This window comes from Pseudomonas sp. S4_EA_1b (assembly GCF_016307435.1).
Lineage (GTDB): Bacteria > Pseudomonadota > Gammaproteobacteria > Pseudomonadales > Pseudomonadaceae > Aquipseudomonas > Aquipseudomonas rhodesiae.
On record NZ_JAEILC010000114.1, the window covers coordinates 1 to 23,643 of the forward strand.

The 23,643-nt window shown below is 59.6% G+C and carries 24 protein-coding genes and 3 pseudogenes; 21 read left to right on the top strand and 6 right to left on the bottom strand.

Annotation, left to right across the window (positions count from 1 at the left end):
* The 3 genes and pseudogenes from YA0848_RS29645 to YA0848_RS29655 form a co-directional block, all read left to right on the top strand.
* Positions 1-228 (top strand): ribonucleotide-diphosphate reductase subunit beta (locus tag YA0848_RS29645; RefSeq protein ID WP_332874102.1); only part of this gene is annotated, 228 nt, incomplete at its 5' end.
* 77 nt (positions 229-305) lie between these two features.
* A pseudogene (locus YA0848_RS29650) lies at positions 306-437 on the top strand (HNH endonuclease); the annotation flags it as partial.
* A 71-nt stretch (positions 438-508) separates the two neighbouring features.
* Positions 509-1,156: an HAD-IB family hydrolase gene (locus YA0848_RS29655; RefSeq protein ID WP_034099970.1), complete on the top strand. Its 648-nt coding sequence runs from the start codon at positions 509-511 to the stop codon at positions 1,154-1,156.
* 117 nt (positions 1,157-1,273) lie between these two features.
* Here the strand turns inward: YA0848_RS29655 and YA0848_RS29660 are convergent, their stop codons facing one another.
* Positions 1,274-2,233, bottom strand: a complete 960-nt coding sequence (locus YA0848_RS29660) for a LysR family transcriptional regulator (protein WP_034139060.1) — start codon at positions 2,231-2,233, stop codon at positions 1,274-1,276.
* 194 nt (positions 2,234-2,427) lie between these two features.
* Here YA0848_RS29660 and argH point away from each other — a divergent pair, with 194 nt between their 5' ends.
* From argH to YA0848_RS29695, 7 genes are all read left to right on the top strand, one after another.
* Positions 2,428-3,855: an argininosuccinate lyase gene (gene argH / locus YA0848_RS29665; RefSeq protein WP_034099972.1), complete on the top strand. Its 1,428-nt coding sequence runs from the start codon at positions 2,428-2,430 to the stop codon at positions 3,853-3,855.
* A 119-nt stretch (positions 3,856-3,974) separates the two neighbouring features.
* Positions 3,975-4,853, top strand: a complete 879-nt coding sequence (locus tag YA0848_RS29670; protein WP_034114941.1) for an amino acid ABC transporter permease — start codon at positions 3,975-3,977, stop codon at positions 4,851-4,853.
* Positions 4,854-4,877: 24 nt separating this feature from the next.
* Positions 4,878-5,642, top strand: a complete 765-nt coding sequence (locus tag YA0848_RS29675) for an amino acid ABC transporter ATP-binding protein (protein WP_034099976.1) — start codon at positions 4,878-4,880, stop codon at positions 5,640-5,642.
* A gap of 25 nt (positions 5,643-5,667) precedes the next feature.
* The gene (locus YA0848_RS29680; RefSeq protein WP_034099978.1) at positions 5,668-6,486 is read left to right on the top strand and encodes an ABC transporter substrate-binding protein; all 819 of its coding nucleotides are present in this window, start codon (positions 5,668-5,670) and stop codon (positions 6,484-6,486) included.
* 152 nt (positions 6,487-6,638) lie between these two features.
* A complete protein-coding gene (locus tag YA0848_RS29685; protein WP_169903367.1) occupies positions 6,639-7,808 on the top strand; it encodes an MFS transporter in 1,170 nt (389 codons plus the stop codon).
* 54 nt (positions 7,809-7,862) lie between these two features.
* On the top strand, positions 7,863-8,810 hold the full coding sequence (locus YA0848_RS29690; protein ID WP_169903366.1) for a hypothetical protein: 948 nt from the start codon (positions 7,863-7,865) through the stop codon (positions 8,808-8,810).
* 106 nt (positions 8,811-8,916) lie between these two features.
* On the top strand, positions 8,917-9,297 hold the full coding sequence (locus YA0848_RS29695; RefSeq protein WP_047882006.1) for a helix-turn-helix domain-containing protein: 381 nt from the start codon (positions 8,917-8,919) through the stop codon (positions 9,295-9,297).
* Between the two features lie 29 nt (positions 9,298-9,326).
* Here YA0848_RS29695 and YA0848_RS29700 read toward each other — a convergent pair whose 3' ends face one another.
* Positions 9,327-10,076 carry a hypothetical protein gene (locus YA0848_RS29700; RefSeq protein WP_232925209.1) on the bottom strand — a complete coding sequence of 250 codons (750 nt, stop codon included), beginning with the start codon at positions 10,074-10,076 and terminating at the stop codon, positions 9,327-9,329.
* 105 nt (positions 10,077-10,181) lie between these two features.
* A complete protein-coding gene (locus tag YA0848_RS29705; protein ID WP_034099986.1) occupies positions 10,182-11,231 on the bottom strand; it encodes an MBL fold metallo-hydrolase in 1,050 nt (349 codons plus the stop codon).
* Between the two features lie 124 nt (positions 11,232-11,355).
* Between YA0848_RS29705 and YA0848_RS29710 the strand changes: the two genes are divergently transcribed.
* The 5 genes and pseudogenes from YA0848_RS29710 (at position 11,356) to YA0848_RS29725 (ending at position 15,421) form a co-directional block, all read left to right on the top strand.
* A complete protein-coding gene (locus YA0848_RS29710) occupies positions 11,356-11,982 on the top strand; it encodes a TetR/AcrR family transcriptional regulator (RefSeq protein ID WP_034099988.1) in 627 nt (208 codons plus the stop codon).
* A 192-nt stretch (positions 11,983-12,174) separates the two neighbouring features.
* The gene (locus tag YA0848_RS29715) at positions 12,175-13,233 is read left to right on the top strand and encodes a diguanylate cyclase (protein WP_169903365.1); all 1,059 of its coding nucleotides are present in this window, start codon (positions 12,175-12,177) and stop codon (positions 13,231-13,233) included.
* A gap of 342 nt (positions 13,234-13,575) precedes the next feature.
* A pseudogene (locus tag YA0848_RS36810) lies at positions 13,576-14,268 on the top strand (PAS domain-containing protein); the annotation flags it as partial.
* A gap of 111 nt (positions 14,269-14,379) precedes the next feature.
* A pseudogene (locus tag YA0848_RS36815) lies at positions 14,380-14,817 on the top strand (methyl-accepting chemotaxis protein); the annotation flags it as partial.
* 85 nt (positions 14,818-14,902) lie between these two features.
* On the top strand, positions 14,903-15,421 hold the full coding sequence (locus YA0848_RS29725) for a DUF1003 domain-containing protein (protein ID WP_034099993.1): 519 nt from the start codon (positions 14,903-14,905) through the stop codon (positions 15,419-15,421).
* Here YA0848_RS29725 and YA0848_RS29730 read toward each other — a convergent pair.
* Positions 15,418-16,302, bottom strand: coding sequence for a LysR family transcriptional regulator (locus tag YA0848_RS29730; RefSeq protein WP_169903363.1), 885 nt, complete (start codon positions 16,300-16,302; stop codon positions 15,418-15,420). The genes YA0848_RS29725 and YA0848_RS29730 overlap by 4 nt on opposite strands.
* Positions 16,303-16,382: 80 nt before the next feature.
* On the opposite strand from YA0848_RS29730, the gene YA0848_RS29735 reads away from it, so the two are divergent.
* Both YA0848_RS29735 and YA0848_RS29740 read left to right on the top strand, forming a co-directional pair.
* Positions 16,383-17,090, top strand: coding sequence for a CTP synthase C-terminal region-related (seleno)protein (locus YA0848_RS29735; RefSeq protein WP_034114947.1), 708 nt, complete (start codon positions 16,383-16,385; stop codon positions 17,088-17,090).
* The gene (locus YA0848_RS29740) at positions 17,087-17,401 is read left to right on the top strand and encodes an antibiotic biosynthesis monooxygenase family protein (RefSeq protein ID WP_034099998.1); all 315 of its coding nucleotides are present in this window, start codon (positions 17,087-17,089) and stop codon (positions 17,399-17,401) included. Before YA0848_RS29735 ends, YA0848_RS29740 begins: the two co-directional genes overlap by 4 nt.
* Here the strand turns inward: YA0848_RS29740 and YA0848_RS29745 are convergent.
* Positions 17,398-17,736, bottom strand: a complete 339-nt coding sequence (locus tag YA0848_RS29745) for a DUF2025 family protein (RefSeq protein WP_034100001.1) — start codon at positions 17,734-17,736, stop codon at positions 17,398-17,400. The two genes, YA0848_RS29740 and YA0848_RS29745, sit on opposite strands and share 4 nt — an antisense overlap.
* 232 nt (positions 17,737-17,968) lie before the next feature.
* On the opposite strand from YA0848_RS29745, the gene YA0848_RS29750 reads away from it, so the two are divergent.
* From YA0848_RS29750 to YA0848_RS29765, 4 genes are all read left to right on the top strand, one after another.
* Complete coding sequence (locus YA0848_RS29750; protein ID WP_034114948.1) at positions 17,969-19,096, top strand: glycerophosphodiester phosphodiesterase; 1,128 nt, start codon at positions 17,969-17,971, stop codon at positions 19,094-19,096.
* A gap of 79 nt (positions 19,097-19,175) precedes the next feature.
* Positions 19,176-19,481 (top strand): PepSY domain-containing protein, encoded by a 306-nt coding sequence (locus YA0848_RS29755; protein ID WP_034100004.1) that lies wholly within the window; start codon positions 19,176-19,178, stop codon positions 19,479-19,481.
* 145 nt (positions 19,482-19,626) lie between these two features.
* The gene (locus tag YA0848_RS29760; protein ID WP_034100005.1) at positions 19,627-20,649 is read left to right on the top strand and encodes a transporter; all 1,023 of its coding nucleotides are present in this window, start codon (positions 19,627-19,629) and stop codon (positions 20,647-20,649) included.
* A 129-nt stretch (positions 20,650-20,778) separates the two neighbouring features.
* Positions 20,779-22,395, top strand: coding sequence for an inorganic phosphate transporter (locus YA0848_RS29765; protein WP_169903362.1), 1,617 nt, complete (start codon positions 20,779-20,781; stop codon positions 22,393-22,395).
* Positions 22,396-22,681: 286 nt separating this feature from the next.
* Here YA0848_RS29765 and YA0848_RS29770 read toward each other — a convergent pair whose 3' ends face one another.
* Positions 22,682-23,578, bottom strand: coding sequence for a LysR family transcriptional regulator (locus YA0848_RS29770; RefSeq protein ID WP_034100007.1), 897 nt, complete (start codon positions 23,576-23,578; stop codon positions 22,682-22,684).
* Positions 23,579-23,643: the final 65 nt, after the last annotated feature.

Below are 23,643 nucleotides of genomic sequence, written 5' to 3' on the forward strand. Positions count from 1 at the left end.
GACACCATGCCGCGCGGTGTTCTCGGCATGAACGCAGCGATGATGGAGGATTACCTCAAGTTCATCGCTAACCGTCGGCTCTCGCAGATTGGCTTGAAAGAAGAGTATCCGGGGACCACCAACCCGTTCCCATGGATGAGCGAGATCATGGACTTGAAGAAAGAGAAAAACTTCTTCGAAACCCGCGTGATCGAGTACCAGACCGGCGGTGCGCTGAGCTGGGATTGATTTACAAGTAAAAAAAAGAGCTGCTAATCGCAGCTCTTTTTTTTGACAAAAATTCAGGATCGGACCTACAGCATGCTAAGGGTTCGGATCGCATCACCAATGCTGTAGCCTTGTGCCCCAATTGCCATCAGCGTTGTCACCGATCAAGCGACCCGGATGCTTTCACCGAAGCGCTTTACGCCAAGATCGGAAGATTGGCACGGGAGTAGACTCCTGCTGTCACACCTGATGCACGCTTAAAAATACTAAATAGGACCGAGGCCAACCCGTGAACCCAGACATGCTCGAAGCCGGCCCCGTTGATGCCAAAGTACTCTCCGTCTTTGACTTCGACGGCACCCTCACCCACCACGACAGTTTCGTGCCCTTCCTCAAGTTTGCCTTCGGCAGCGGCGAGTTCTATGGCCGGATGGTCAAGCTGGCCGTGCCGGGGCTGCGCTTTTTGGTGCGGCAGATCAGCCGGGATGAGTTGAAAGCACAGTTGATCCGCACCTTTATGACCGGGGTGGAGAAGACGTGGGTGCAGCAGAAAGCCGAAGAGTACTGCCAGCGCAATTGGGCGCGGCTGATGCGCCCGGCGGGGGTGCTGTCGGTGGAGCAGGAGTTGGGCTCAGGGGCGGAGGTGACGCTGTGCTCGGCATCGCCGGCGTTGGTGCTGCAGCCATTTGCCGATCGGCTTGGGATCAAGTTGATTGGCACGGAGCTGGAGGTGGTCGACGGGGTGTTGACCGGCAAGCTCACCGGCAATAACTGCCGCTGTGAGAATAAAGTGCTGCGGCTTGAGGCAGTGTACGGGGATCTGGGGGAGTATCGACTGCGAGCCTGGGGCGATACGCGTGGGGATCGGGAGTTGTTGGCGGCGGCGCAGGATGCGCATTTTCGGCATTTTCATGCGAAGAAGAAAAAGCGCGCTCGGTTGCAGCGGTGATGCGGGTGGAGAAGTTCGACAGGGAAACCGAGTCGGTCCCATCGCAGCCTCGCTAAACCTCGGCACCTCCCACATTTGACGTTTTTCGAACCCGTCGATCTGTGTTCGGCGAAGGGTTTATGGGGTGGCTTTGAGATTTACGCCCAGGGCGGTGGCAAAGGCTTTTACCAGCGGACTTCTCGGCGCGTTGTGGCGCAGGATCAGGTTAAACGCCGTGCTCAGGTGAACCTGCTCCGGACACAGTGCGCGCAGGCGCCCTTCCCTTACCAACGGTGTGGCGTAGTGTTCGGGCAGGAAACCGATAAAGCGGCCGGTAAGGATCAGGATGGCGACGGCTTCGACCTGGGAGGCTGAGGCCGATTGGCTGTCGTAGTTGACGAAATGGCTCTTATCGCGATGGATCGCATACCGATGGTTGACCACTTCATATTGGCGCAGCACCTCAGGCGTGATGTCGTTCGCAGTGAACAGCGGATGTCCTACGGCGCAGTAGGCGTGGGCCCTTTCTTCGTAGAGCGGGAAGTAGTCGAATTCTTCGCGGCGCTGGTATACGGGAACAATACCGACGATCAAACGCCCTTCCACTACGCCGCGCTCAACCTCATCCAATTGCGAGGCATGTAGGCGCAATCTTATTTTTGGCGACTGGCTATGTAAGGCGCCCAGGGCTTTAATCAATGGTGAATTAACATCGGAGACGGTGTTATCAATAACTCCGACACTAAGGTCACCAATAAGCTCGTTTTGCGCCGAACTAAGCTTGTCTCTGAAACTGTCCACCGATGCAAATAACTCAATGCTGGCCTGATATACCAACTTGCCTTCTTCGGTCAGCCCGAAGCCTTCGCGGCCCCGCGTACACAGGCGCATGCCGATGCGGATTTCCAGGTCGGAAATCTGTTTGCTGATGGCCGCCAGGCCCACGTTCAGCTCGTTTTGAGCGGCGCTGAAGCCTCCCGCCTCGACCACGGCCATAAATACCCGGAGCAATTTGAAGTCCAGGCCGCTCAGTTGCAAAGGCGGTCGAGTGCCGGGTTTCGGCGCTATGTTTCCAGAATTGGAAAGTGGGGTTTCCATAATACGCGTTGACCTCTAGTGCCATATTCAAACAGGCTTTGACCCAATCCTTGAATACAGCCAGGCGGCGATAATGAACATAAACAACCGCCCTTGGCAACCTTGAATACGGTGCGTCAGACGCCGGTTCAACCCGATTGAAAACTTACTTTTACTGCCTCCGACTCTTCTAAAAACAAGCGTGAGGAACACCTATGTCTCAGCCTACCGACCGCCTCTGGGGCGCGCGTTTCAAGAGTGGCCCGTCCGCGGCATTGGCGGCGCTGTCCCGTTGCCCTGAGCGTTATTTCCGCCTGACGCCCTACGACCTGGCTGGCTCCCGCGCCCATGCCCGTGAGTTGCAGCGCGCCGGGCTGCTGGACGAATCGGAGACCCAGCGCACGCTGCAGGCACTGGACACTATCGGCGAGGACTTCGCCGCCGGCCGCCTGCATCCGACCCTGGATGACGAAGACGTCCACACCTTTATCGAACGCGTCCTGACCGAGCGCCTCGGCGCCCTGGGCGGCAAGCTGCGCGCCGGGCGTTCGCGCAACGATCAGACGGCCAATGATCTTCGCCTTTTCCTACGAGACCATGCGCGCACCATCGCCACCGAGGTGCTGGGGTTGCAGCAGGCATTGGTGACCCAAGCCGAACAGCATATCGAGAGTATCTGCCCGGGCTTTACCCACTTGCAGCAGGCCCAGCCGATTGTGTTCGCCCACCACTTGCTGGCTCACGCACAGTCGATGCTGCGTGACGTACAACGCCTGGTGGATTGGGATGCGCGCACGGCATTGTCGCCGTTGGGCGCGGCGGCGATGGCAGGTTCCGCGATTGCGCGTCAACCGCAGCAGTCGGCTGAGGAAATGGGCTACAGCGCACCCTGCGAAAACTCTATCGATGCCGTGGCCAGCCGCGATCATGTAGCGGAATTTTTGTTTGTGGCGGGCATGCTCGGGGTGAATATTTCGCGGCTGTCCGAAGAGTTTTGCCTGTGGTCGTCACGCCAGTTTCGCTGGGTCGTGTTGGACGATGCCTACGCCACCGGTAGCTCGATCATGCCGCAGAAAAAAAACCCGGACATTGCCGAATTGGCACGGGGCAAGGCCGGGCGCTTGATCGGCAACCTGACCGGGTTGATGTCGACGCTCAAGTCGTTGCCACTCTCCTACAACCGCGATTTGAGTGAAGACAAGCACAGCGTGCTGGACAGCGTCGACACTCTGCTGCTGGTGCTGCCGGCCATGGCCGGGATGGTCGCGACCATGAAGGTGCAGGTGGAAGAGCTGCGGCGCCAGGCCCCCATGGGTTTTACCTTGGCGACCGAAGTGGCCGATTGGTTGGCCACCCGTGGCGTGCCGTTCAAGGAGGCCCACGAGATTACCGGCGCTTTGGTGCAGGCATGTGAGAAGCATGAGATCGAATTGTGGGAAGCCTCGCCGGCGATGCTGGCCGAGGTGGATGCGCGGTTGACCCCTGAAGTGCGCGATTGCCTGACCCTGGAAGCGGCGATTGCTGCGCGCAGTGGCTGGGGTGGGACGGCGCCGGAGCGAGTGCGCGAGCAGATTGGGCGGTTGAAGGTGGCGTTGGCTGAGCAGCAGAAATGGGCTGAGAGTTACCTGGGGTTTCGGCTTTGAGCCACTGGAATAGGTGGTGCCAGCACGGACGTTTTCGCAGCCAAGCCAGTTCCGACATTTTGACCGCATTTCAACAGTTACACCGAGTACAGCGGTAATCGCTTTTTTGGAGAATCACCATGAACCCAACCCCTGCCGAGCGCTTGCAAGCCGAGCGCAAGCAGTCCGAGAACCAGTTCGATATCACCCAGTACGAACATGTGCCGCGGCGCTATTACGGGCGCATGTTCTTCGCCACGTTGATTGTGATCGTCCTGGCCGCACTATTGCGCGCATTCGCCAATGGCCAGATCGAATGGTCCTACATCGGTCAGTTCCTCACGTCTGAGGCCATTCTGTGGGGCCTGGTGAACACCATCGTCATGTCGATTCTGGCCATGGCGCTGGGCGTGGTGATCGGCGTGATCACCGCGATCATGCGCATGTCGGCCAACCCGATCCTGCGCTACGTGGCCATCACTTACACCTGGCTGTTCCGTGGTACGCCACTGATTCTGCAACTGCTGCTGTGGTTCAACCTGGCGTTGATCTTCCCGGTGATCGCGATTCCCGGCCTGTTCAGCATCGACACCGTCGACCTGATGACGCCATTCGTGGCCGCCCTGCTCGGCCTGAGCATCAACCAGGGTGCCTACACCGCGGAGGTGGTGCGCGCCGGTTTGCTCTCGGTGGATACCGGCCAGTACGAAGCGGCCAAATCCATCGGCATGCCGAGTCTGCAAGCGCTGCGTAGGATCATTCTGCCGCAGGCCATGCGCGTGATTATTCCGCCCGTAGGCAACGAGTTCATCAGCATGGTGAAAATGACCAGCCTGGCCAGTGTGATCCAGTACTCGGAGCTGCTGCACAACGCGCAAAACATCTACTACGCCAACGCGCGGGTCATGGAGCTGCTGATCGTCGCGGGCATCTGGTACCTGGCGGTGGTGACCGTTCTTTCATTTGGCCAAAGCCGCCTGGAGCGTCGCTTTGCCCGCGGCGCCGGCAAGCGTTCGTAAGTCTGGGTTGAGGAGATTTGCCCCATGAGAAGCATCGTCAAGGCCGTCAACCTGAACAAGTATTACGACCAGTATCACGCGCTGCGCGACATCAATATCGAGGTCGAACAAGGCGAGGTGATGTGCATCATCGGCCCGTCCGGCTCGGGTAAAAGCACCCTGCTGCGCTGCGTCAATCAACTGGAAAAAATCGACAAGGGCGGCCTATGGGTCGACGGCGAGCTGGTGGGTTACCGGGTGGTCGGCAACAAGCTGCACGAGATGAACGAAGTGCAGATCGCCCGCCAGCGCCTGGCCACTGGCATGGTGTTCCAGCGCTTCAATTTGTTCCCGCATATGACCGTGCTGCAGAACATCATCGAAGGCCCGTGCCAGGTGCTCAAACGCTCGCCCAAAGAGGCCATCGAAGATGCCATGGAGCTGCTGGCCCGCGTCGGCCTGGCGGACAAGCGCAATGCCTATCCGGTGGAATTGTCCGGCGGTCAGCAGCAGCGTGTGGCGATTGCCCGCGCCCTGGCGATGCGTCCCAAGTTGATGCTGTTTGACGAACCCACGTCGGCCCTCGACCCGGAGCTGGTAGGAGAAGTGCTGTCGGTGATGCGCGATTTAGCCACCACCGGCATGACCATGATCGTGGTCACCCATGAGTTGGGCTTCGCCCGTGAAGTGTCCAACCGCATGGTGTTTATGGACGCCGGCCAGATTGTGGAAGCCGGCAGCCCCGAAGAAATTCTAATAAGCCCACAAAACCCGCGTACCCAAAGCTTTATTTCTGCCGTTCGCACTTAACTAAATAACTAACGAGAACGTCCCCATGAAAAACCTGTTTATCCCTACCCTGCTCGCCGGCCTGATGGCCTCCACTGCTGTGTTCGCCTTGCCGGCGGCCATCAAGGACAAAGGCGAAATCAGCGCGGCCATCGTGCCGAACTACCCGCCGATGGATTTCAAAGACCCGGCCACCAACAAACTCACCGGTTTTGACTTTGACCTGGGCAATGCGTTGGCCGAGCGCCTGGGTGTAAAGATCAAATGGCAGGAAACCGGCTTCGAGCAGATGCTCAGCGGCCTGACCACCAAGCGCGTGGACATCGTGCTGTCAGGCATGACCGACACCGCCGAAAGGCAGAAATCGGTGACCTTTATCGACTACTTCACCAGCGGCCCACAGCTGTACACCCTGGCCAAGCGTGAAGAGATCAAGGAATTGACTGACTTGTGCGGTAAAAAAGTCGGCACCAGCCGCCGCACCACTTGGCCGTCGGAGATTACCGCATGGAGCAAGGAACACTGCGAAGCGGCGGGTAAGCCAGGCATCGTAGTGATCGGTACCGAAGGTTCGGCGGACGCGCGAGCGCAGTTGCAGCAGAACCGCCTGGATGCAGCGATGCAGGGCAGCGAAACCATTCCGTATCTGATGTCGTTGGACAAGGGCAAGTACAAGCCGGTGGGCTTGGCGATTTCCAAACAATTCACCGGGCTGGGCATCGAGAAGAGCAACACCGAGCTGGTCACGGCGATCAGTGAGACGTTGCAGGCCATGATCGATGACGGCACCTACGGCAAGATTCTGAAGAAGTGGGACCTGGAGCAAGGGGCGGTCGAGAAAATCACCATCAATGCCGGCCAGTAACAACACGGTCTGAAAATGTGCGAGGGGCTTGCCCCCGATAGCAGTGGTTCAGTTAACTGATGCTTGTCTGATACACCGCTATCGGGGGCAAGCCCCCTCCCACCTTTGATCTATGTTGTCGTTAAGTACTCTTTAGGACGCTCGCCTTCACCGTGGCCACCTACTCCCTGGTAATCCGCCGCTTGATGATCTGCTCGGTCACCATCGTGGTCAGCCGCGCCATGACCAGCCCGTTGCTGGCGCTGCTATTGAGCACCCGCCTGGGCCTCAACCAGCAGGACATCGGCCTGTTGATGGGCGTCGCGGTGTTTATCGCCACGCTGCTGGGCTTGTATGGCGGCTACATCATCGATCGTTTGGAAAAACGCAAGCTGTTGATCCTGGCGATGCTCTCCAGCTCCATCGGTTTTCTGTTGCTGACCTTTGCCAGCAACCTCTACCTCACCACCTTGACCCTGGTGATCACCGAAGCCGCCTCGGCACTGTTTTTGATCGGCTCCAAGGCAATCATCAGCGAAAACCTGCCGGTGGGGGAACGGGCCAAGGTGTTTTCCCTGCGTTACACCCTGACCAACGTCGGCTACGCCACCGCCCCCATGGTGGGCGTAGTGATCGCCGGGCATATGCCGTTGGCGCCGTTTTTGATCGCCAGCGCGATTGCCTTGGGCAGTGTGTTCCTGATGATCGGCATCCCGCCCACTCAACGCGACGAAAGCGTCAAGCCACTGAGTTTTCTCAGCACGCTGCGTACCTTGCGCAATGATCGCACGTTGATCCTGTTCACCAGCGGCAGCTTGTTCAGCACCATTGTCCACGGGCGCTATACGCTTTATCTGTCACAGTTTCTGCTGGTGGCCTACAAGCCGGAGCAGGCGCTGAAAATTCTGTCAGCGGTGCTGGCATGCAATGCCGTTACCGTGATCGCCATGCAATACCAGATCGGCCGCTTCCTCAAGCGTGAGCAATTACGCTACTGGATCGTGCTGGGCACCACGCTGTTCATCGCCGGGTTGGTTGGCTTCAGCCTCGCGGACGGTCTGCTGAGCTGGTGCGTGGCAATGTTCGTGTTCACCTTGGGCGAGATGATCATCTACCCATCGGAGTTCCTGTTTATCGACACCATCGCCCCGCAAGCGCTGCGTGGCAGTTACTACGGCGCACAGAACCTGGCGGCGTTCGGCGGCGCGATGAGCCCGGTGATCTGCGGCTATCTGTTGATCAACGCAGCGCCCACCAGCATGTTCTACGCCCTGGGTGCGTTGACCGCGCTGGGCGGCACCTTGTGTTTTCTGAGTGGACGGCGGGTTGCAGGTTCTTGCTGATATTTACCTAGGATCCGGCTATTAATAGCGAACTTTCTCACGGACCCGAGCCCCATGAAATTCGACACGGCCTACTGCCTGAGTCTCGACGAAAAGCTATCGATCTATGATGTGCGCGAGCTGAATTTCGACGAAACCGTCGCCTTCGATTCTGACAAGGACAGCTTTCTGTGCCCCAACGACGTGTGCCGCGCTGCGTTCCAAGCGAGCAACGTGCTGACCACCTTCAACGCGAAAAACGTCAACTACCTGCGCACGCCACATTTCAAAAACACCCCGGCCACCCAGCATATCGACGGTTGCCGTTACGCCAGCACGCACAAGGGCGCTGCCGGCGAAAGCGACGACGAGCGAGAGGACAATTTCCCATCGGAATTTGTACTGACGCGACGTACTTACCCACGCAACCCCGCACTGCCCGGTCACGAAGAGAAGATCCCACAAGATCCGACGAAGACGCCTTCAACACGCGTAGGCTCCCCCGCCAGCTCCCACGAAAGCGCACCGGACAAAACCAGCGTGTTCGCCCATCCGGTGGAGTGCTATGTATCGAACATCGACAATAAGGACAAGCTGAAAAGCATGCCGTTGAAGATCGGCGATCACACCGCGACCTACTGGACGTTTTTCAAGAAAATCGAATACTTGCAAGACAACAAGGGCCTGATTTACTGGGGCAAGATCAAAGAGATCAAGGACTACACCAACAGCTTTCGCATCGACTTCGAAAAGAAGGTATGGCTGGACAAGAAACCCTATTCGGTGAATGTCTATCTGAGCAAAAAACTCATCGAGAACTATCGCAAACGCAAGGCATTCCTGGAGCAGATCAAAGCGGCTGTCGACAGTGAACGCACGCTATATTGCTTCTTTTACGGCGTGACCCCGGAGTTGAAACAGGTGCCGAGCAAGAAAAACCCGGAACAGACGTTCGGGGTATTCAGCGCGGATATCGAGAACCTGGACCATCTGATCATTCGCGAGGCGCCAGGGGTGCAATAGCAGGTGGCTCAACGCCAAGAGACGGCACAAGTTGATGAGCGGTCAAAACAACTGTACAAAAACACAGTATAGTTTGCCTTCACTCGTCGAACCCTGGAGAAATTCCATGTCCTCTCTGGCAATCAGTTCTTTCGTAGACCAACAGATCCTGCTGCACCAATTCACCGCCAAGCACTGCGTGCAGGCCCGCGCCATGTTGGGCTGGAGCCGGGAAGAGCTGGCACGCCAGGCAGGTGTGACGGTCGACGCCGTGCAACGCTTTGAGCAGCACGTCGAGGCCGATGACGAAACCCGCCTGGCGTTGGCGTTTCGGCTGGAGGCTGAAGGGTTGGTATTCTTCCCGGGCTTCGCACCGGGATGGGGTATGACCGCTCGCAAGTGGGCCGCCAGCCCCACCGAACCTGCCCCCCAGAGCATGATTGCACGGCTGATGGGCACCACCGCAGCAGCCATGGACTCGACCACGCCTCACGCCAATGGAGCTTAGCCACTCAGCCTATTCCGTGCCTACGGCGGTTATGAAGATTTCAGCCGAGCGGCGTTGCGATAGGCCTGTGCCAGCGCCGCCAGAGAGTCCCTGGACCATCGCGCGCCGTAAAACCATAACGTGGCGCCATCTTCGAGGGGTTCGCCCACCTTGGGGTAACCAGCCCAGCAAGCCGCATGGAATGCCCCGCTGCGGCTGTCCGACACCAGGGCATCCAGACGGTATTGGTTTATCAGATCATCGATTTCATTGCGGGTATGCAGGTCGAATTGCAGGCTGGCGTCCAACCGCTGTGCCGACACTGGAAACAGCAACGCCCCTCCCCGGCGCAGCCTCTCCAGTGCGCGCATGAAGGATGCGGAGTGCTCGATGGAGGCGTGGGCATCGCCCTGCTGGTAGCGGTCGGCAAACCCTACACGCTTGCCAGCCAAAAATGAGGTAACCGTGCGGGTGGTGTCGTTTTGCACCAATGGCACTTCCACCATCACCGGCTCGGTAGGGTCCACGCCGCTTAACGCTATGAGTGACAGCGACGGATCCCGCATGGGTTTTGCAGGCAGGCTGGGCGCGCTGAAACCGGGAATCGGAATATGACTTTCCAGGTGAATACGAGCTTGGGGGGCTGTATCGAAAGCAATACCCTTTTTTGCGCCTCCAGCGTCAGTGGAGACCTGAGGCGGACCGCAGGCGGGTTTTGTCGATTCGCCCTGCACCAGCCCCAGTGACGACACTGGGCAAACGACTGTTTTTGAACACGGTTTCCTGTAATCCTTTTCCATCGGATGGCCCCCTGCGATAATTTTCCGGGGGATGATCGCACCCTTGACTGGCACCTGTCGCAGCCTTGAAACAGCTTGAAAACTCCTTTTTCGACGGCGCTTTCGTCAGCTCGCCAGATGTTCCCGAGCACCATGGGTTTCCACGTCCAGCCACCAGGCATGCCCACGCTCTGGCTGATTCAAACTGAATGCCCGTCCCATTGGTGGCGTTGCAATCGACACATTTCGCTCCCACGCTAATGCCATGATGCGATCAAAGGGTTCGTGCCAGGCATGGAACGCCAGATCGAAGGTGCCGTTGTGGATCGGCAGCAGCCAACGGCCTTTAAGGTCGATGTGGGCCTGCAGGGTTTGCTCGGGCTGCATGTGAACATGGGGCCAGTCGACGTTGTACGCACCGGTTTCCATCAGTGTCAGATCGAAGGGGCCGTAGTGTTCACCGATACGTTTGAAGCCGTCGAAGTAGCCTGTGTCGCCGCTGAAAAAAATTCGCCGTGAGCCGTCGATCATGACCCATGAACACCACAGGGTGTGGTTGGCATCGAACAGGCCGCGCCCGGAAAAATGTTGGGCGGGGGTGGCGACAAAACGAATGCCATCCACCTCGGTGCCCTGCCACCAGTCCAATTGACGCACTTTGCTGGCATCTACCCCCCACTTGACCAAAATGTCGCCCACGCCCAGCGGCGCGAGGAAATGCCGGGTTTTGTCGGCCAGTTGGATGACAGCATTGCGGTCCAGATGGTCGTAGTGGTTGTGGGAAAGAATCACCGCTTCAAGGTCAGGCAGTTCATCCAGACTAATCGGCGGTTGGTGGAAACGCTGGGGGCCGGCCCAACTGAATGGGGAAGCGCGTTCGGCGAAGACCGGGTCGGTCACCCAGAACTTGCCGCGCATTTTCAACAGCACGGTGGAATGTCCCAGGCGAAACACACTGTGGTCCGGCGCATTCCATAACTGGTCGCGGGTCAGCGGTTCGACGGGTATAGCCCCTACCGGCCGCGTTGTGCGGGGTTTGTTAAACAGCATGTTCCAGAAAATACGCAACGTTTTGCCGAAACCGCCATGCTGCACGGGGGCTTCGTTGCTGAAAGCGCCTTTACCCTGCTCGGCGGGTTTGGCTGAAGGGACGACACGGGATGAAATCATGGCCATGACAGAGTGACTCCTACAGTCCGCTCATAAACTACACTGCACAGTGTAGTTTCAAGATTGCAACAAAACCCGTAGCAAGTAAACTACCGAGTGTAATTTCCCTCCTGAGAGCCGACCGCCAACCATGACTGCCCCTCAACGTCTTACCGACCGCAAACGCGAAGCCATCGTGAGCGCGGCGATCAGCGAATTTCGCGAAAACGGTTTCGAGGTCACCAGCATGGACAAGATCGCCGCCACTGCCGGGGTCTCTAAACGCACGGTCTACAACCATTTCCCGAGCAAAGAAGAATTGTTCGCCGAGATACTTCATCAACTCTGGGCCAGCACGGTCGCGCAGTTAGACGTCTGCTACAGCAGCGACCGCCCGTTGCGCGAACAGTTGCGCGGGTTGTTGGAGGCGAAGATGAAGATGATGTCGGATAACAACTTTCTCGACCTGGCCCGAGTTGCCATTGCCGCCACGATCCATTCGCCAGAACGCGCGCAGAATATGGTCACGCGTTTGAGCCAACGGGAAGAAGGCTTTACCCAATGGGTCCGCGCGGCTCAAGAAGACGGGCGGCTATCCGGCAACGACCCGGCCTTTGCCGCTCACCAGATCCAGAGCCTGCTCAAGGCGTTTGCATTCTGGCCGCAGATTACGCTGGGCCAACCCACCCTCGACGCGGCCACCCAGGCCCGCGTGATTGAGTCCGCCATCGACCTGTTTCTGGCCGGCTACGAAATCAAGCCCAGCACACAGCCATAACGACTGTTGCAACAGCGACATTCCTGGTCGCTTTTGACGCATCTGCCATCCTTTTTGCGCAAATGGCCTGGAAGGACACTGATTATTCCTACCTGAATAATTGACAATATTCACGGGAGTTATCCGATCAACGGTAATTCCCCAGAATGCGTGCCTTTATATCTACAAAAAAATCAGCTAACCCAGGTATCTATGGAAAACCGACAAGGCAAAGGGATCTCGTTTGCCAGGCGTATTTACAAGCCAAGAATCATCGGCGCGGCCATGTGCTGCCTCAGTGTGACCGCCGCGCTCTACCCGCTGGGGATGCCTGCGTGGGTCTGGGCGGCGCTGCTGGTCAATGGTTTTGTCTGGCCTCATGTGGCGTATCAACTGGCTATCCGGGCCAAGTTTCCCTACAACGCTGAACGGCGCAACCTGCTGTTTGATGCCCTGTTCAGCGGGTTTTGGACCGCAACGCTGCAATTTACGCCGTTGACCAGCGTCACCCTGCTGTCGATGGTAGCCATGAACAACGTGGCCGCCGGCGGCCAGCGTTTGTTGCTAGGCGGGCTGCTGGCCCAATTGTTCGGAGCAGGATTGGCCTGGGTGTTGTTTGGCGTGCAACTGAACCTCAATGTCAGGCTGATAGAGGTGTATGCCTGCCTGCCGATGCTGACGCTCTACCCCATGGCTATCGGCATGGTCTGCTATCAGTTGGCGATAAAACTGTCGGACCACAAACGCACGCTCAGCGCCCTGAGCCGTATCGACAGCCTCACGGAGCTGCTCAATCACGGTTCCTGGAAAGACTTGCTGAACCTCAAGTTCCACAAGTGCCAGCATCAGAAAAGCCACGCCACCATCGCGCTGATCGATATCGATCACTTCAAGCAAATCAACGACACCCACGGCCATATCGTCGGCGACACGGTGCTGCGGCAATTGAGCCTGGAGCTACGGCGCAACCTGCGGGATAACGACCTGGCCGGGCGTTATGGAGGCGATGAGTTCTGTGTGATCCTTCCGCAAATGTCACTGGAAAAGGCAGCGCAGCGCATGGAACGCCTGCGGGAAACCTTCTGCAACTATCGCATCCCTCACCTTCCGGAGCTTAAGGTCAGCCTGAGCATCGGCCTGGCGGATTTCCAGCCGGTCTACGACGATGCAGCCAGTTGGCTGAATGCGGCAGACCGTGCCCTGTATGCCGCCAAACACACCGGCCGCAACCGGGTCTGCACCAACACCGACAGGCTAGCGCGCTCGGCCTGATAGTGGCGCAATGACATCTCGTCCGAAATATCCGCGCTTTCCCGCAGAGATACCATAATGCCATTACTGGTCGGCCGCCTAACAAAGGTCCTGTCCTTGGAACGAACTTCTGGTCGGGCTGATCACTCTGAACCGGTTGTTCCACCCACACTGCCAGCACACGGAGGCTGGCAATGAGCACGTCAGCCGTAGGGCCTATGCCTTACGGGGGCAGGCGCATAACCACGGATAACCTCAGACGCTTGCTTGCTCGAGCACACCATCATGTTTTTCAATACTCATAAGAAAACGATCGACACCCTGCAATACACCCTCAATCAACAGAACAGCCTGCTGAACGCCATGGAACGCTCCATGGCAGTGATCGAGTTCGACCCGCAAGGCCAAGTGCTGCGGGCCAACGACAACTTTCTCAAAACCTTGCGCTACCGAGCCGACCAAGTGCTGGGCCAACCCCATCGAATGTTTTGCACCACCGCATTCGCCCGCAGCGCCGAATACGCCCAGTTGTGGACGAACCTACGCAGCGGCCAGTTCCAGTCCGGCACGTTCGAACGGGTGGCTGGCGACGGCCAGTCGGTGTGGCTGGAGGCCAGCTACAACCCAGTATGCGATGACACCGGCCGCCTGATCAAAGTGGTCAAGTACGCCATGGACGTCACCCCGCGCCTGCAAAGCGAAAGCGAATCCAACGGCAAACTCGAAGCCATCGGTCGGGCCATGGCAGTGATCGAGTTCAACCTGGACGGCACGGTAATCACAGCCAATACAAACTTCCTGCAACGCATGGGTTATAGCCTGGCGCAGATCCAGGGCCAGCATCACCGTATTTTCTGCGCCCCGAACACCGCCGGCACCCAGGCTTACAGCGATTTCTGGCGGCGCCTGAACCAGGGCGAACTGTTCAGCGGGCAGTTCGAACGCGTGGATAAACACGGCAACACCGTATGGCTCGAAGCCAGTTACAACCCGGTCTACGACGCAGGCGGGCGCCTGTGCAAAATCGTCAAATTCGCCTCGGACGTAACGGCCAGAGTGCAGCAGCACGCCGCCGATGCCGCCAGCGCGGCCCAGGCCTATCACATCTCCATGACCACACGGGACATTGCCGAAAAAGGCGCCGAGGTGATTCAGCAAAGTGCCAGCGGGATGCGCGACATTGCCGTCGATATCGACGGTTCTTCGCACTTGATCGCCAAATTGGGCGAGCGCTCCGAACAGATCACCGCCATCGTCAACACCATTCGCGCGATCGCCGACCAGACCAACTTGCTCGCGCTCAATGCCGCCATCGAGGCGGCCCGGGCCGGTGAGCAAGGACGCGGGTTCGCTGTGGTCGCCGATGAAGTTCGGCAATTGGCGGCGCGCACCAGTGGCTCGACATCCGAGATATCCAGCATGATCGCGATGATCCAGAACGAAACCCGCCAGGCCATCACCAGCATGGACGGCACCCGTGACCGTGCGGCGCTGGGGGTAGACCTGGCCAACCGCGCCGGCGCGGTGATCGTGCAGATCCGTGAGGGCACCAGCGAGGCGGTGCAGGCAGTGAGTGCGTTTGCCAACGTGCGGGGGGCTCACTGAGCCGGGGCTCGGATCATTCATGCAGTAGACAGTCGGCCAGAGCTATAGTGAACCACTGTCTCACCGTTGATGATCCGAGCCTGCCATGACCCCAGATGCCCCTCAAAAAAAACCTGTCGACCACCTGCGTTTCCACCGAGGCCACGCCCACCTGGCGCCGACGTTCGGTAACGACGCCTTCGCACTCAAAGCCGAAGCGTTTGCGCGGTTCTTCGGCACCCCCGCGTTTCTCGGTGCACAAACCCTGATCGTGATCCTGTGGGTGGCCCTCAACGTAAGTGGTATCACCCACTTCGACGTCTACCCATTTATCCTGCTCAACCTGGCTTTCAGCCTGCAGTCAGCTTATGCCGCACCGTTGATCCTGCTGGCCCAGACGCGCCAGGCCGCACGGGACAAGGCCCAGTCCGATGCCGACGCCCAACACCGCGAAGCCTTGGCCATTGCCAACAGCGAGCGCCAGGCCCAAGCCGAGCAAACCACCAAGCAGCTACTGGAATTGCTGGAGCAGAACACCCGGCTGACGGAAATCACCAAGCAGCTCTCGGAGCACATCGACAGCCTGACGTGCGAAATGCATGAGCACTTTGTGCGCAAGACTTAGGCTTGCGGCAAGCGCACCTGTTTTCCCAACTCATCGAACAGCGTCACCACTGAGCGCAAGGCCCTGCAATCGGGGCGCGTGAGCAGCCACAGAGCGGTGTCATGCCCGGTCAGCACCGGGCCAAGCGCTTGCAGGCCGCTACCCAGCAGAAAGTCCGGCAGTGCCGCCACCCCAAGCCCCGCCCGCACCAGTTCGGTGACCGACAACATGCTGTTGCAACGATAGCTGGGGCGTACACCCGGCAAGTGCTGGCGGCGCCAGACGACGGTGGGGTGATCGGGCAGAAAATCATCCGGTGCGACCCAGGCCAGTTCCGCCAACTCACAGCCTGCGTGGCGGGCTGCATAGTCGGTGCTGGCGCAGACTTGGTAGGACACACGCCCCAGACAACGGCCGACAAGATGCTCCGGCGGCGTGCGCGTCAGGCGCAGGGCAATGTCGGCATCGCGGCGGCTGAGGTTGGCGAAGTCATTGGAGGTAGTCAGTTCCAGGCTCAGCGCCGGGTAGTCCGGCATGAACTGCGCCAGCGCCGGTAGCAGCAAACCTTGCAGCACGGAGTCGGTGCACGTCAGGCGCACCGTGCCGCTGATCACTTCACCGCCCTGCTCCACGCCGATTCGCGCCGCTTCCAACGCTTGCTCCGCCCGTTCGGCCTGTTGCGCCAAGTTGCTGGCCAGGCCGGTGGGCAGGTAGCCGGCGCGGCTCTTTTCAAACAGCGTCTGGCCCAGCGCCGCCTCCAGTCGCCGCACGGCGCGGAATACCGTGGACACATCCACCCGCAGCAGCGCCGCCGCCCGCGCCAGGGTGCCGCCGCGCACCAGCGCGAGGATCAGAGAGAGATCGGCATAGTCGAGCTGATAGTGCATAGCTGCATTGAGCATGTGTTCAAACGCCAATATTGATTGCGTGGGCGCCAATCTATAGTGCACGCCAGGACACCACAAGCCATGGGACGCCCACGATGAAAGCCAAGCACTTGCACCTCGCCTTGATCGGCGACTACAACCCCGATGTGATTGCGCACCAGGCGATTCCCGTCGCGCTGCAACAGGCTGCCGACCGCCTCGGCGTGCAGGTCCATCCGCAGTGGCTCGACACCGACACCCTCACAGCCGGTTCGCAGTTGCACCGCTTCGACGGTTTCTGGTGCGTGCCCGCCAGCCCCTACCGTGATACCGAAGGCGCCTTGCATGCCATCCGCTTTGCCCGCGAACAGCGGCGTCCTTTCCTCGGCACCTGCGGCGGCTTTCAACATGCCGTGCTCGAATATGCCCGCAATGTACTGGGCTGGGTCGATGCCGAACACGGCGAGCTGGCGCCCCACGCCGCCCGCGTGGTGATCACTCCGTTAAGTTGCTCGTTGGTGGAGGCCACCGATACCGTACGGTTAGCGTCCTACACCCGTATCGCCGACGCCTACGGCCAATTGGAGATCGAAGAAGGCTATCGCTGCCGCTACGGCGTGAACCCGGACTTCGCCCAGGCCCTATTCGAAGGCGACCTGATCCCTACCGGGCACGATTCGGCCGGCGACCTGCGCGCGGTGGAGCTACTGGATCATCCGTTCTTTGTCGCAACCCTGTTCCAGCCCGAACGTGCAGCGCTCAAAGGCACCCCACCGCCGCTGGCGCTAGCACTGCTCAAGGCCTGCCAGGCGGTGTCGGCATGATCGCTGACACACCGGCGGCGCCCTACTACGCGGTGATTTTCACCTCGCTGCGCACCGAAGGCGATCAAGGCTACAGCCAGGCCGCCATGCGCATGCTCGAACTGGCTCGTGAACAACCGGGGTTTCTCGGGGTGGAGTCAGCGCGAGAGGACGGCCTGGGGATCACCGTGTCGTATTGGGCCAGCGAAGCGGCGATCCTGGCCTGGAAACATCACGCCGAACACCGGGCGGTGCGTGAGCAAGGGCGTAGCACCTGGTACTCGGCGTTTCACACGCGGGTGTGCAAGGTAGAACGGGACTACACCTTTTAGGCGCGAGCCTGGGCCTGCACCAGACTGCGCATGGCGCTGATCTGCGGAATTTCCACCCGGCGCATATACACCCGCAGCGGTTCGGTGATGTTGATGCGATCGTCGATGTTCTGATCGAGCAGCAACTGAATGCGCTCGCGGGACAGGGTCATGGTTTGCCCCGGAGCCGGCAGCCAGACAAATTCGGCGCAGGGGATAATGCCGTCATCGGCCACGTCCATGCCGAACGAGTCTTCGCTGAAACGCACGATGTACTGGCCGGTTTTGCGGTTAAGGCCGACGAAACCGTTGAGTTGGTCGGCGGCCTGGCAGATAAGCTCGGAAGTGATGCGCATGCTAAACCTCACTGAAAAGTCCCACAGGGACTGGAAAGATGGTTTACACGCGTGGCAGAAGTTGCTGTCCTCTGACGGGGCAGCTGCGGGCAAGAGTACTGCAATGCAGGGTAAAAATGCGCAGAAAATTGGCGCGAGCGCACGTTAATGTCGGTTTGGTGATAGCGCCGTTCGCAATCAATTGTTAAAAAGGAGCCCTTCTCAAAGCTACCTCCAAGAAAGGACTTCGCCTATGCCTGCCACGTTCACCAAGAGCGCCTTGCTGCTCGCCCTGATGCTCGGCCTGGGCCACGCACAGGCCGCCGAACCGATCAGCCCGGCTGAATTGGCAACCAACGAAGGCATTCCATACCCCGCCGTGATCGCGCACCGTGGCGCGTCCTACGATGCTCCCGAATCCACTGCCGCCGCTTACAAAGTCGCACGCGACCTGGGCGCCGATTACCTGGAACTGGACCTGCAACGCAGCAAGGACGGCGTACTGTTCGCCCTGCACGACAACAACCTGCAACGCACCACCGATGTGGCCACCAAGTTCCCCGAGCGCAAAGACGCGCCGGCCAATGAATTCACTTGGAAAGAACTGCAAACCCTCGATGCCGGCAGTTGGTTCAACGCTGCCTACCCGGACCGCGCGCGGCCGGGGTTCGTCGGCCTGAAAATCCTCAGCCTGGACGACATCATCAAGATCGCCGAGGGCAACCCGCAGCACAAACCCGGGCTGTACATCGAAACCAAAGAGCCCCAGCAATTCCCTGGCATCGAAGCCGACCTGAAAAACAAGCTGCTGGATAAAGGCTGGTTGAGTTCCGCCGGTTCCAAGCTGGGCAAGAGCAACACCGGCGTGGGTCAGGGCAAGGGCCGCGTAGTGCTGCAAACCTTTGAAACCGCCAGCCTCAAAGAACTGCAAAAGGAAATGCCGAACACGCCGAAGATCCTGCTGCTGTGGGTAGGCGAAGGCAGCATCGAGCCGAAGTCCAAGCAGACCTTTGCCGAATCCGGCGAGCCAACCAAGGCCGCGTATTACGCCAAGCAAGAACCCAAGGACGCCGCCGAATTTGAAAAATGGGTGGACCAGGCCAAGAGCCTTGGCGCCATCGGCACCGGCCCATCGGCTCAGCTGACCAACCTGGGCGACCAGAGCTACACCGACCTGGTCAAGCCGGAAATGAACAAGCTGACCCACGATAAGGGCCTGCTGGTCCACGTCTACACGGTGGATGAGCCCGTGGACTTCGACAAAGTGATGAAGGCCGGCGTCGACGGTATCTTCACCAACCGCGCCGCCGAACTGCTGAAGTTCTACAAGCGCTGGCCGTCGTCGAGCGTGCAGGATCTGCTCAACGACTATAAGTACTGAGTGCGCCTTTAAGGATGAGTTAAGTTGCGCCGGTTAATCTGGCGCCACTTAAACAGCTCAACCGAGAAGGAAGCCCACCATGAAAACCCTGACTGCCCTGTTCGCTGCCACTGCCCTGACGTTGACCGCCGGCCTGGCCCAGGCGGACGTTCGCCCGGACCAGATTGAAGGCCTGCTCAAGTCCGGCGAAGTGATGCCATTCGAAAAACTCAACGCCGCCGCCGTGGCCAAACATGCCGGCGCCAGCATCACCGATACCGAGCTGGACCACAAAAACGGCGTACTGGTCTACGAGGTCGAAATGACCGACACCGCCGGTAAAAAGTGGGACGTGACCCTCAACGCCAAAACCGGCGCGGTGCTGGAAGACAAGCAAGACAATTGATCTACCCCTTTAAAAACGCGCTACCTTCGGGTGGCGCTTCTTTATGGGCGCCTTCAAACCGTAATGTCCGCGTCATACAGCCTTGCAATGATTCGCCCACGCGAACCTGTGAAACGTCCTACAGGTGCTTTCTCTGCGAGCCCCCATGAACCACAGCATCGACCACAGCCACCAGGATTCCGATCTGTTTGGCTTGCTCTACGGTTTTCGTTTTCGCCCAGGTGAAAAAGGCGAACAGATCGATTCAGCCACGGCCTTGCAAGCGTTGCAGCAACCGGCCGATCCGGATGAGTTCCTATGGCTGCACCTGAACCTGGCGCACGCCGCCTGCGAGCGCTGGATGAAAGCGCATCTGCAATTGCCCGAGGAGTTTTTTGAGGCGTTGCACGAAGGCTCCCGTTCCACACGGATCGAACATGTCGACTCGGCGTTGCTGGCCGTGGTCAACGACGTGGTGTTCAACTTCAGCAGCATGGTGTCGTCGGATATTTCCACGCTGTGGGTATGCGCGCGCAGCCGCCTGTTGATCAGTGCGCGCCTGCAACCGCTGCACTCGGTGGACAAGTTGCGTTCGTCGGTCAAAGGCGGCGAGCGCTTTCGTTCGCCCCTGGAATTGCTGGTGCATCTGCTGCGCGATCAAGGCGAGGTGCTGACGCAGATCGTGCGCAAAACCAGCATCAGCGTCGACCATATCGAAGACCAGTTGCTCTCCTCGCGCCTGTCTACCAACCGCGCCGAACTGGGCGCCATGCGCCGGGTGCTGGTGCGCCTGCAACGCCTGCTGGCGCTGGAGCCGGGCTCGCTGCTGCGCCTGCTTAATCGCCCGCCGCAGTGGTTGCAGAAGGAAGACGTGAAAGAGCTGCGTAAATCCACCGAGGAGTTCGCGCTGATCATCAACGACCTGACGGCCCTGGGTGAGCGCATCAAGTTGCTACAGGAAGAAATCGCCGCCAACCTCAACGAGCAGAGCAACCGCACGTTGTTCACCCTCACCGTGGTGACGGTGCTGGCGCTGCCGATCAATATCATCGCCGGCTTCTTCGGCATGAACGTGGGCGGCGTGCCGCTTTCCCAAGACCCGGAGGGCTTCTGGATCCTGGTGGCGCTGGTGGCGACGTTCACCCTGATTGCCGGGCGCTGGGCATTCCGCAAGCGTAAAGACTACTGAGACGAGTAATCCCGCCGTAGGAACAGACCGACGGTGGCCTCAATTGCTTAAACCATGACTTGACGCAGCATCTCTGTAACATTCTGCAATGATCATGGGCGACATCCTCCTTAATCTGGATGCTCCGGCATGGCCACCCCTTCCCTGACTGCCTCGCTGTCCACCGCAACGGCAGACCCCAAACCTCGGCTGGACAAGAAACCCAGCCTGTTGACCGTGATCATCTTTTTCGCCGTGCTCGCCATGGGCTTGCTGTTCACCGCCTATAGCCTGATGCACGACATGCATGAAATGGGCGCACAGCTCACCACCTGGACGCCTTTCCTCCTGCTGGGCGTGGCACTGCTGATTGCCCTGGGTTTCGAATTCGTCAACGGTTTCCACGACACCGCCAACGCCGTGGCCACGGTGATCTACACCAATTCGCTGCCGCCGCATTTCGCGGTGGTGTGGTCAGGCTTTTTCAACTTTCTCGGCGTGTTGCTTTCCAGCGGCGCGGTGGCGTTCGGCATCATCGCCCTGCTGCCGGTGGAGCTGATCCTGCAGGTGGGCTCCAAGGCCGGTTTCGCCATGATCTTCGCCCTGCTGATCGCGGCGATCCTGTGGAACCTGGGCACCTGGTGGCTGGGTTTACCGGCGTCGTCGTCCCATACCCTGATCGGTTCGATCATCGGCGTGGGCGTGGCAAACGCCTTGATGCACGGGCGTGACGGCACCAGCGGGGTGGACTGGAGCCAGGCGATCAAGATCGGTTACGCCTTGCTGCTCTCGCCGCTGATCGGCTTTGTGTTTGCCGCGTTGCTGTTGCTGGCCCTGCGCGCCTTCGTGAAGAACCGCGCGCTGTACAAGGCGCCCAAAGGCGACACTCCGCCGCCGTGGTGGATCCGCGGCATGCTGATCGCCACCTGCACCGGGGTGTCGTTCGCCCACGGCTCCAACGATGGCCAGAAAGGTATGGGCCTGATCATGCTGATCCTGGTCGGCACCCTGCCGATGGCCTATGCCCTGAACCGCGCCATGCCCGCCGAGCAATCGTTGCAGTTTGCGGCGGTGGCCGAAGTGACCCAGGCCGCACTGGTCAAATCCGCCCCACAGCCGCTGACCGGCGACCCGCGTGGAGTGCTCTCGGTGTACGTGCGCACCAAGGAAGCCACCCCGGAACTGGTGCCCGCCCTCGCCGCCCTGACCGGTCATATCGGCGATGAAGTCAAAGGTTACGGCTCCCTGGCCAAAGTCCCCGCCGAAGCGGTCGGCAACGTACGCAATGACATGTATTTGGCGAGCGAAACCATCCGCTTGATGGAAAAGGGCAAAGTCGGTCACTTCGATGCCGACACCCAAGACAAGCTGCAACTGTTCAAACAGCAGATCGACAACTCCACGCGTTTTATTCCGCTGTGGGTGAAGATCGCCGTGGCCATCGCCCTGGGCCTCGGCACCATGGTCGGCTGGAAGCGCATCGTGGTGACGGTGGGTGAAAAGATCGGCAAGACCCATATGACCTACGCCCAGGGCGCCGCGGCGGAAACCGTGGCAATGCTGACCATCGGCGCGGCAGACATGTATGGCTTGCCGGTGTCGACCACCCATGTGTTGTCCTCCGGCGTGGCGGGCACCATGGTCGCCAATGGCGGCGGCTTGCAGATGAAGACCATCCGCAATTTGCTGATGGCCTGGGTACTGACACTGCCGGCGGCGATTGTGTTGTCCGGCAGCCTGTACTGGCTGTTTACCAACCTGTTCTGACGTACCTTGAGCAAACCTGTGGGTGGTACTGCTGTGGGAAGCAGGCTCGCTGTGGTGAGCGGGCTCGCTGTGGTGGTGGGCTTGCTGTGGTGAGCGGGCTTGCCCCGCGCTGGGCTGCGAAGCAGCCCCAAATCCAGGCACCTCGGTGTCTCAGCTAAACCATATCGTCTGGAATGGGGCCGCTTCGCAGCCCAGCGCGGGGCAAGCCTGCTCACCACAAAGCCCCCCTCACCCAAACAGGCTTGCTCACCACAGCAACCCCCTTCCCACCAGGATGGAGCCGGGATTAAACGTGGGTCTGCACCATGGCGGCCAACCAGTCCATAAACACCCGAACACGCAACGGCAAATGCCGTTGCCCGGCGTACAGCAGGGCCACCTCCAACGGCGGTGGCGAGTAGTCCGGCAAGATCGCTACCAGTTCACCGCGCGCCAATTCGTCGAGCATGCCCAGGGTCGGCACTTGAATAATCCCGAAACCACCCAGGCAGGCCGACTTGTACGCATCGGTGCTGTTGACCGTCACCCGCCCCGCCATGGGAATCCGTTGCACCTTGTTGCCTTGCAGATACTCGAAACCCGCCGAACGTGACCCCAGCGGGCGTACGTAATGCACCAGGTGATGGTCGGCCAAATCGGCCAAGGTCTGCGGCACGCCGAAGCGTTGCAGGTAGGTGGCGCTGGCGCAGTTGATCATCGGCAGGCTGCACAGCGCGCGGGCCACCACGGTTTGATCCGGCTGCGCGCCGATGCGCAATACGCAATCGAACCCTTCGGCGAGCAGGTCGACCTGACGGTCGGTAGCGCTGATTTCCAACTCGATCAGCGGGTGGGCGTCCATGAACGAGGGCAGCCGCGGCAGGATCACTTCCCGTGCCAGGGCGTTGGGCATGTCCACGCGGATACGCCCGGCCAGTTGGGCTTCGTCCTGGCGAAACAAGCCTTCGAGTTCCTCCATATGCGCCAGTAAATCCTTGCTGCGTTCGTAGAGCACGCGACCGTCCTGGGTCGCTTGGACCTTGCGCGTGGTGCGTTGCAACAAGCGCGCGCCGAGCAGCTCCTCCAGCGCCTGCACATGCTCGGACACCGTGGAACGCGGCAGGCCCAGGCTCTCGCCGGCGCCGGTGAAACTCGACAGTTCGGTGACGCGCACAAAGGTGCGCAGCAGCTCAAGTTTGTTCATGGGATTGTTCGCCTTATCCGGCCAGTGTTTCCGATATAGCGCTGTTTATCACGTTATTACCGGAC

Excerpts from the sequence above, each read along its gene's own strand:
- YA0848_RS29725 (WP_034099993.1), top strand. The coding sequence starts at position 14,903 with ATGACCCCAGATGCCCCTCAAAAAAAACCTGTCGACCACCTGCGTTTC.
- YA0848_RS29750 (WP_034114948.1), top strand. The coding sequence starts at position 17,969 with ATGCCTGCCACGTTCACCAAGAGCGCCTTGCTGCTCGCCCTGATGCTC.
- YA0848_RS29755 (WP_034100004.1), top strand. The coding sequence starts at position 19,176 with ATGAAAACCCTGACTGCCCTGTTCGCTGCCACTGCCCTGACGTTGACC.
- YA0848_RS29765 (WP_169903362.1), top strand. The coding sequence starts at position 20,779 with ATGGCCACCCCTTCCCTGACTGCCTCGCTGTCCACCGCAACGGCAGAC.
- YA0848_RS29715 (WP_169903365.1), top strand. The coding sequence starts at position 12,175 with ATGGAAAACCGACAAGGCAAAGGGATCTCGTTTGCCAGGCGTATTTAC.
- YA0848_RS29730 (WP_169903363.1), bottom strand. The coding sequence starts at position 16,302 with ATGCTCAATGCAGCTATGCACTATCAGCTCGACTATGCCGATCTCTCT.
- YA0848_RS29655 (WP_034099970.1), top strand. The coding sequence starts at position 509 with ATGCTCGAAGCCGGCCCCGTTGATGCCAAAGTACTCTCCGTCTTTGAC.
- YA0848_RS29745 (WP_034100001.1), bottom strand. The coding sequence starts at position 17,736 with ATGCGCATCACTTCCGAGCTTATCTGCCAGGCCGCCGACCAACTCAAC.
- YA0848_RS29690 (WP_169903366.1), top strand. The coding sequence starts at position 7,863 with ATGAAATTCGACACGGCCTACTGCCTGAGTCTCGACGAAAAGCTATCG.
- YA0848_RS29710 (WP_034099988.1), top strand. The coding sequence starts at position 11,356 with ATGACTGCCCCTCAACGTCTTACCGACCGCAAACGCGAAGCCATCGTG.
- YA0848_RS29760 (WP_034100005.1), top strand. The coding sequence starts at position 19,627 with ATGAACCACAGCATCGACCACAGCCACCAGGATTCCGATCTGTTTGGC.
- YA0848_RS29770 (WP_034100007.1), bottom strand. The coding sequence starts at position 23,578 with ATGAACAAACTTGAGCTGCTGCGCACCTTTGTGCGCGTCACCGAACTG.
- YA0848_RS29670 (WP_034114941.1), top strand. The coding sequence starts at position 3,975 with ATGAACCCAACCCCTGCCGAGCGCTTGCAAGCCGAGCGCAAGCAGTCC.
- YA0848_RS29700 (WP_232925209.1), bottom strand. The coding sequence starts at position 10,076 with ATGGAAAAGGATTACAGGAAACCGTGTTCAAAAACAGTCGTTTGCCCA.
- YA0848_RS29660 (WP_034139060.1), bottom strand. The coding sequence starts at position 2,233 with ATGGAAACCCCACTTTCCAATTCTGGAAACATAGCGCCGAAACCCGGC.
- argH (WP_034099972.1), top strand. The coding sequence starts at position 2,428 with ATGTCTCAGCCTACCGACCGCCTCTGGGGCGCGCGTTTCAAGAGTGGC.
- YA0848_RS29675 (WP_034099976.1), top strand. The coding sequence starts at position 4,878 with ATGAGAAGCATCGTCAAGGCCGTCAACCTGAACAAGTATTACGACCAG.
- YA0848_RS29735 (WP_034114947.1), top strand. The coding sequence starts at position 16,383 with ATGAAAGCCAAGCACTTGCACCTCGCCTTGATCGGCGACTACAACCCC.
- YA0848_RS29705 (WP_034099986.1), bottom strand. The coding sequence starts at position 11,231 with ATGGCCATGATTTCATCCCGTGTCGTCCCTTCAGCCAAACCCGCCGAG.
- YA0848_RS29695 (WP_047882006.1), top strand. The coding sequence starts at position 8,917 with ATGTCCTCTCTGGCAATCAGTTCTTTCGTAGACCAACAGATCCTGCTG.
- YA0848_RS29680 (WP_034099978.1), top strand. The coding sequence starts at position 5,668 with ATGAAAAACCTGTTTATCCCTACCCTGCTCGCCGGCCTGATGGCCTCC.
- YA0848_RS29740 (WP_034099998.1), top strand. The coding sequence starts at position 17,087 with ATGATCGCTGACACACCGGCGGCGCCCTACTACGCGGTGATTTTCACC.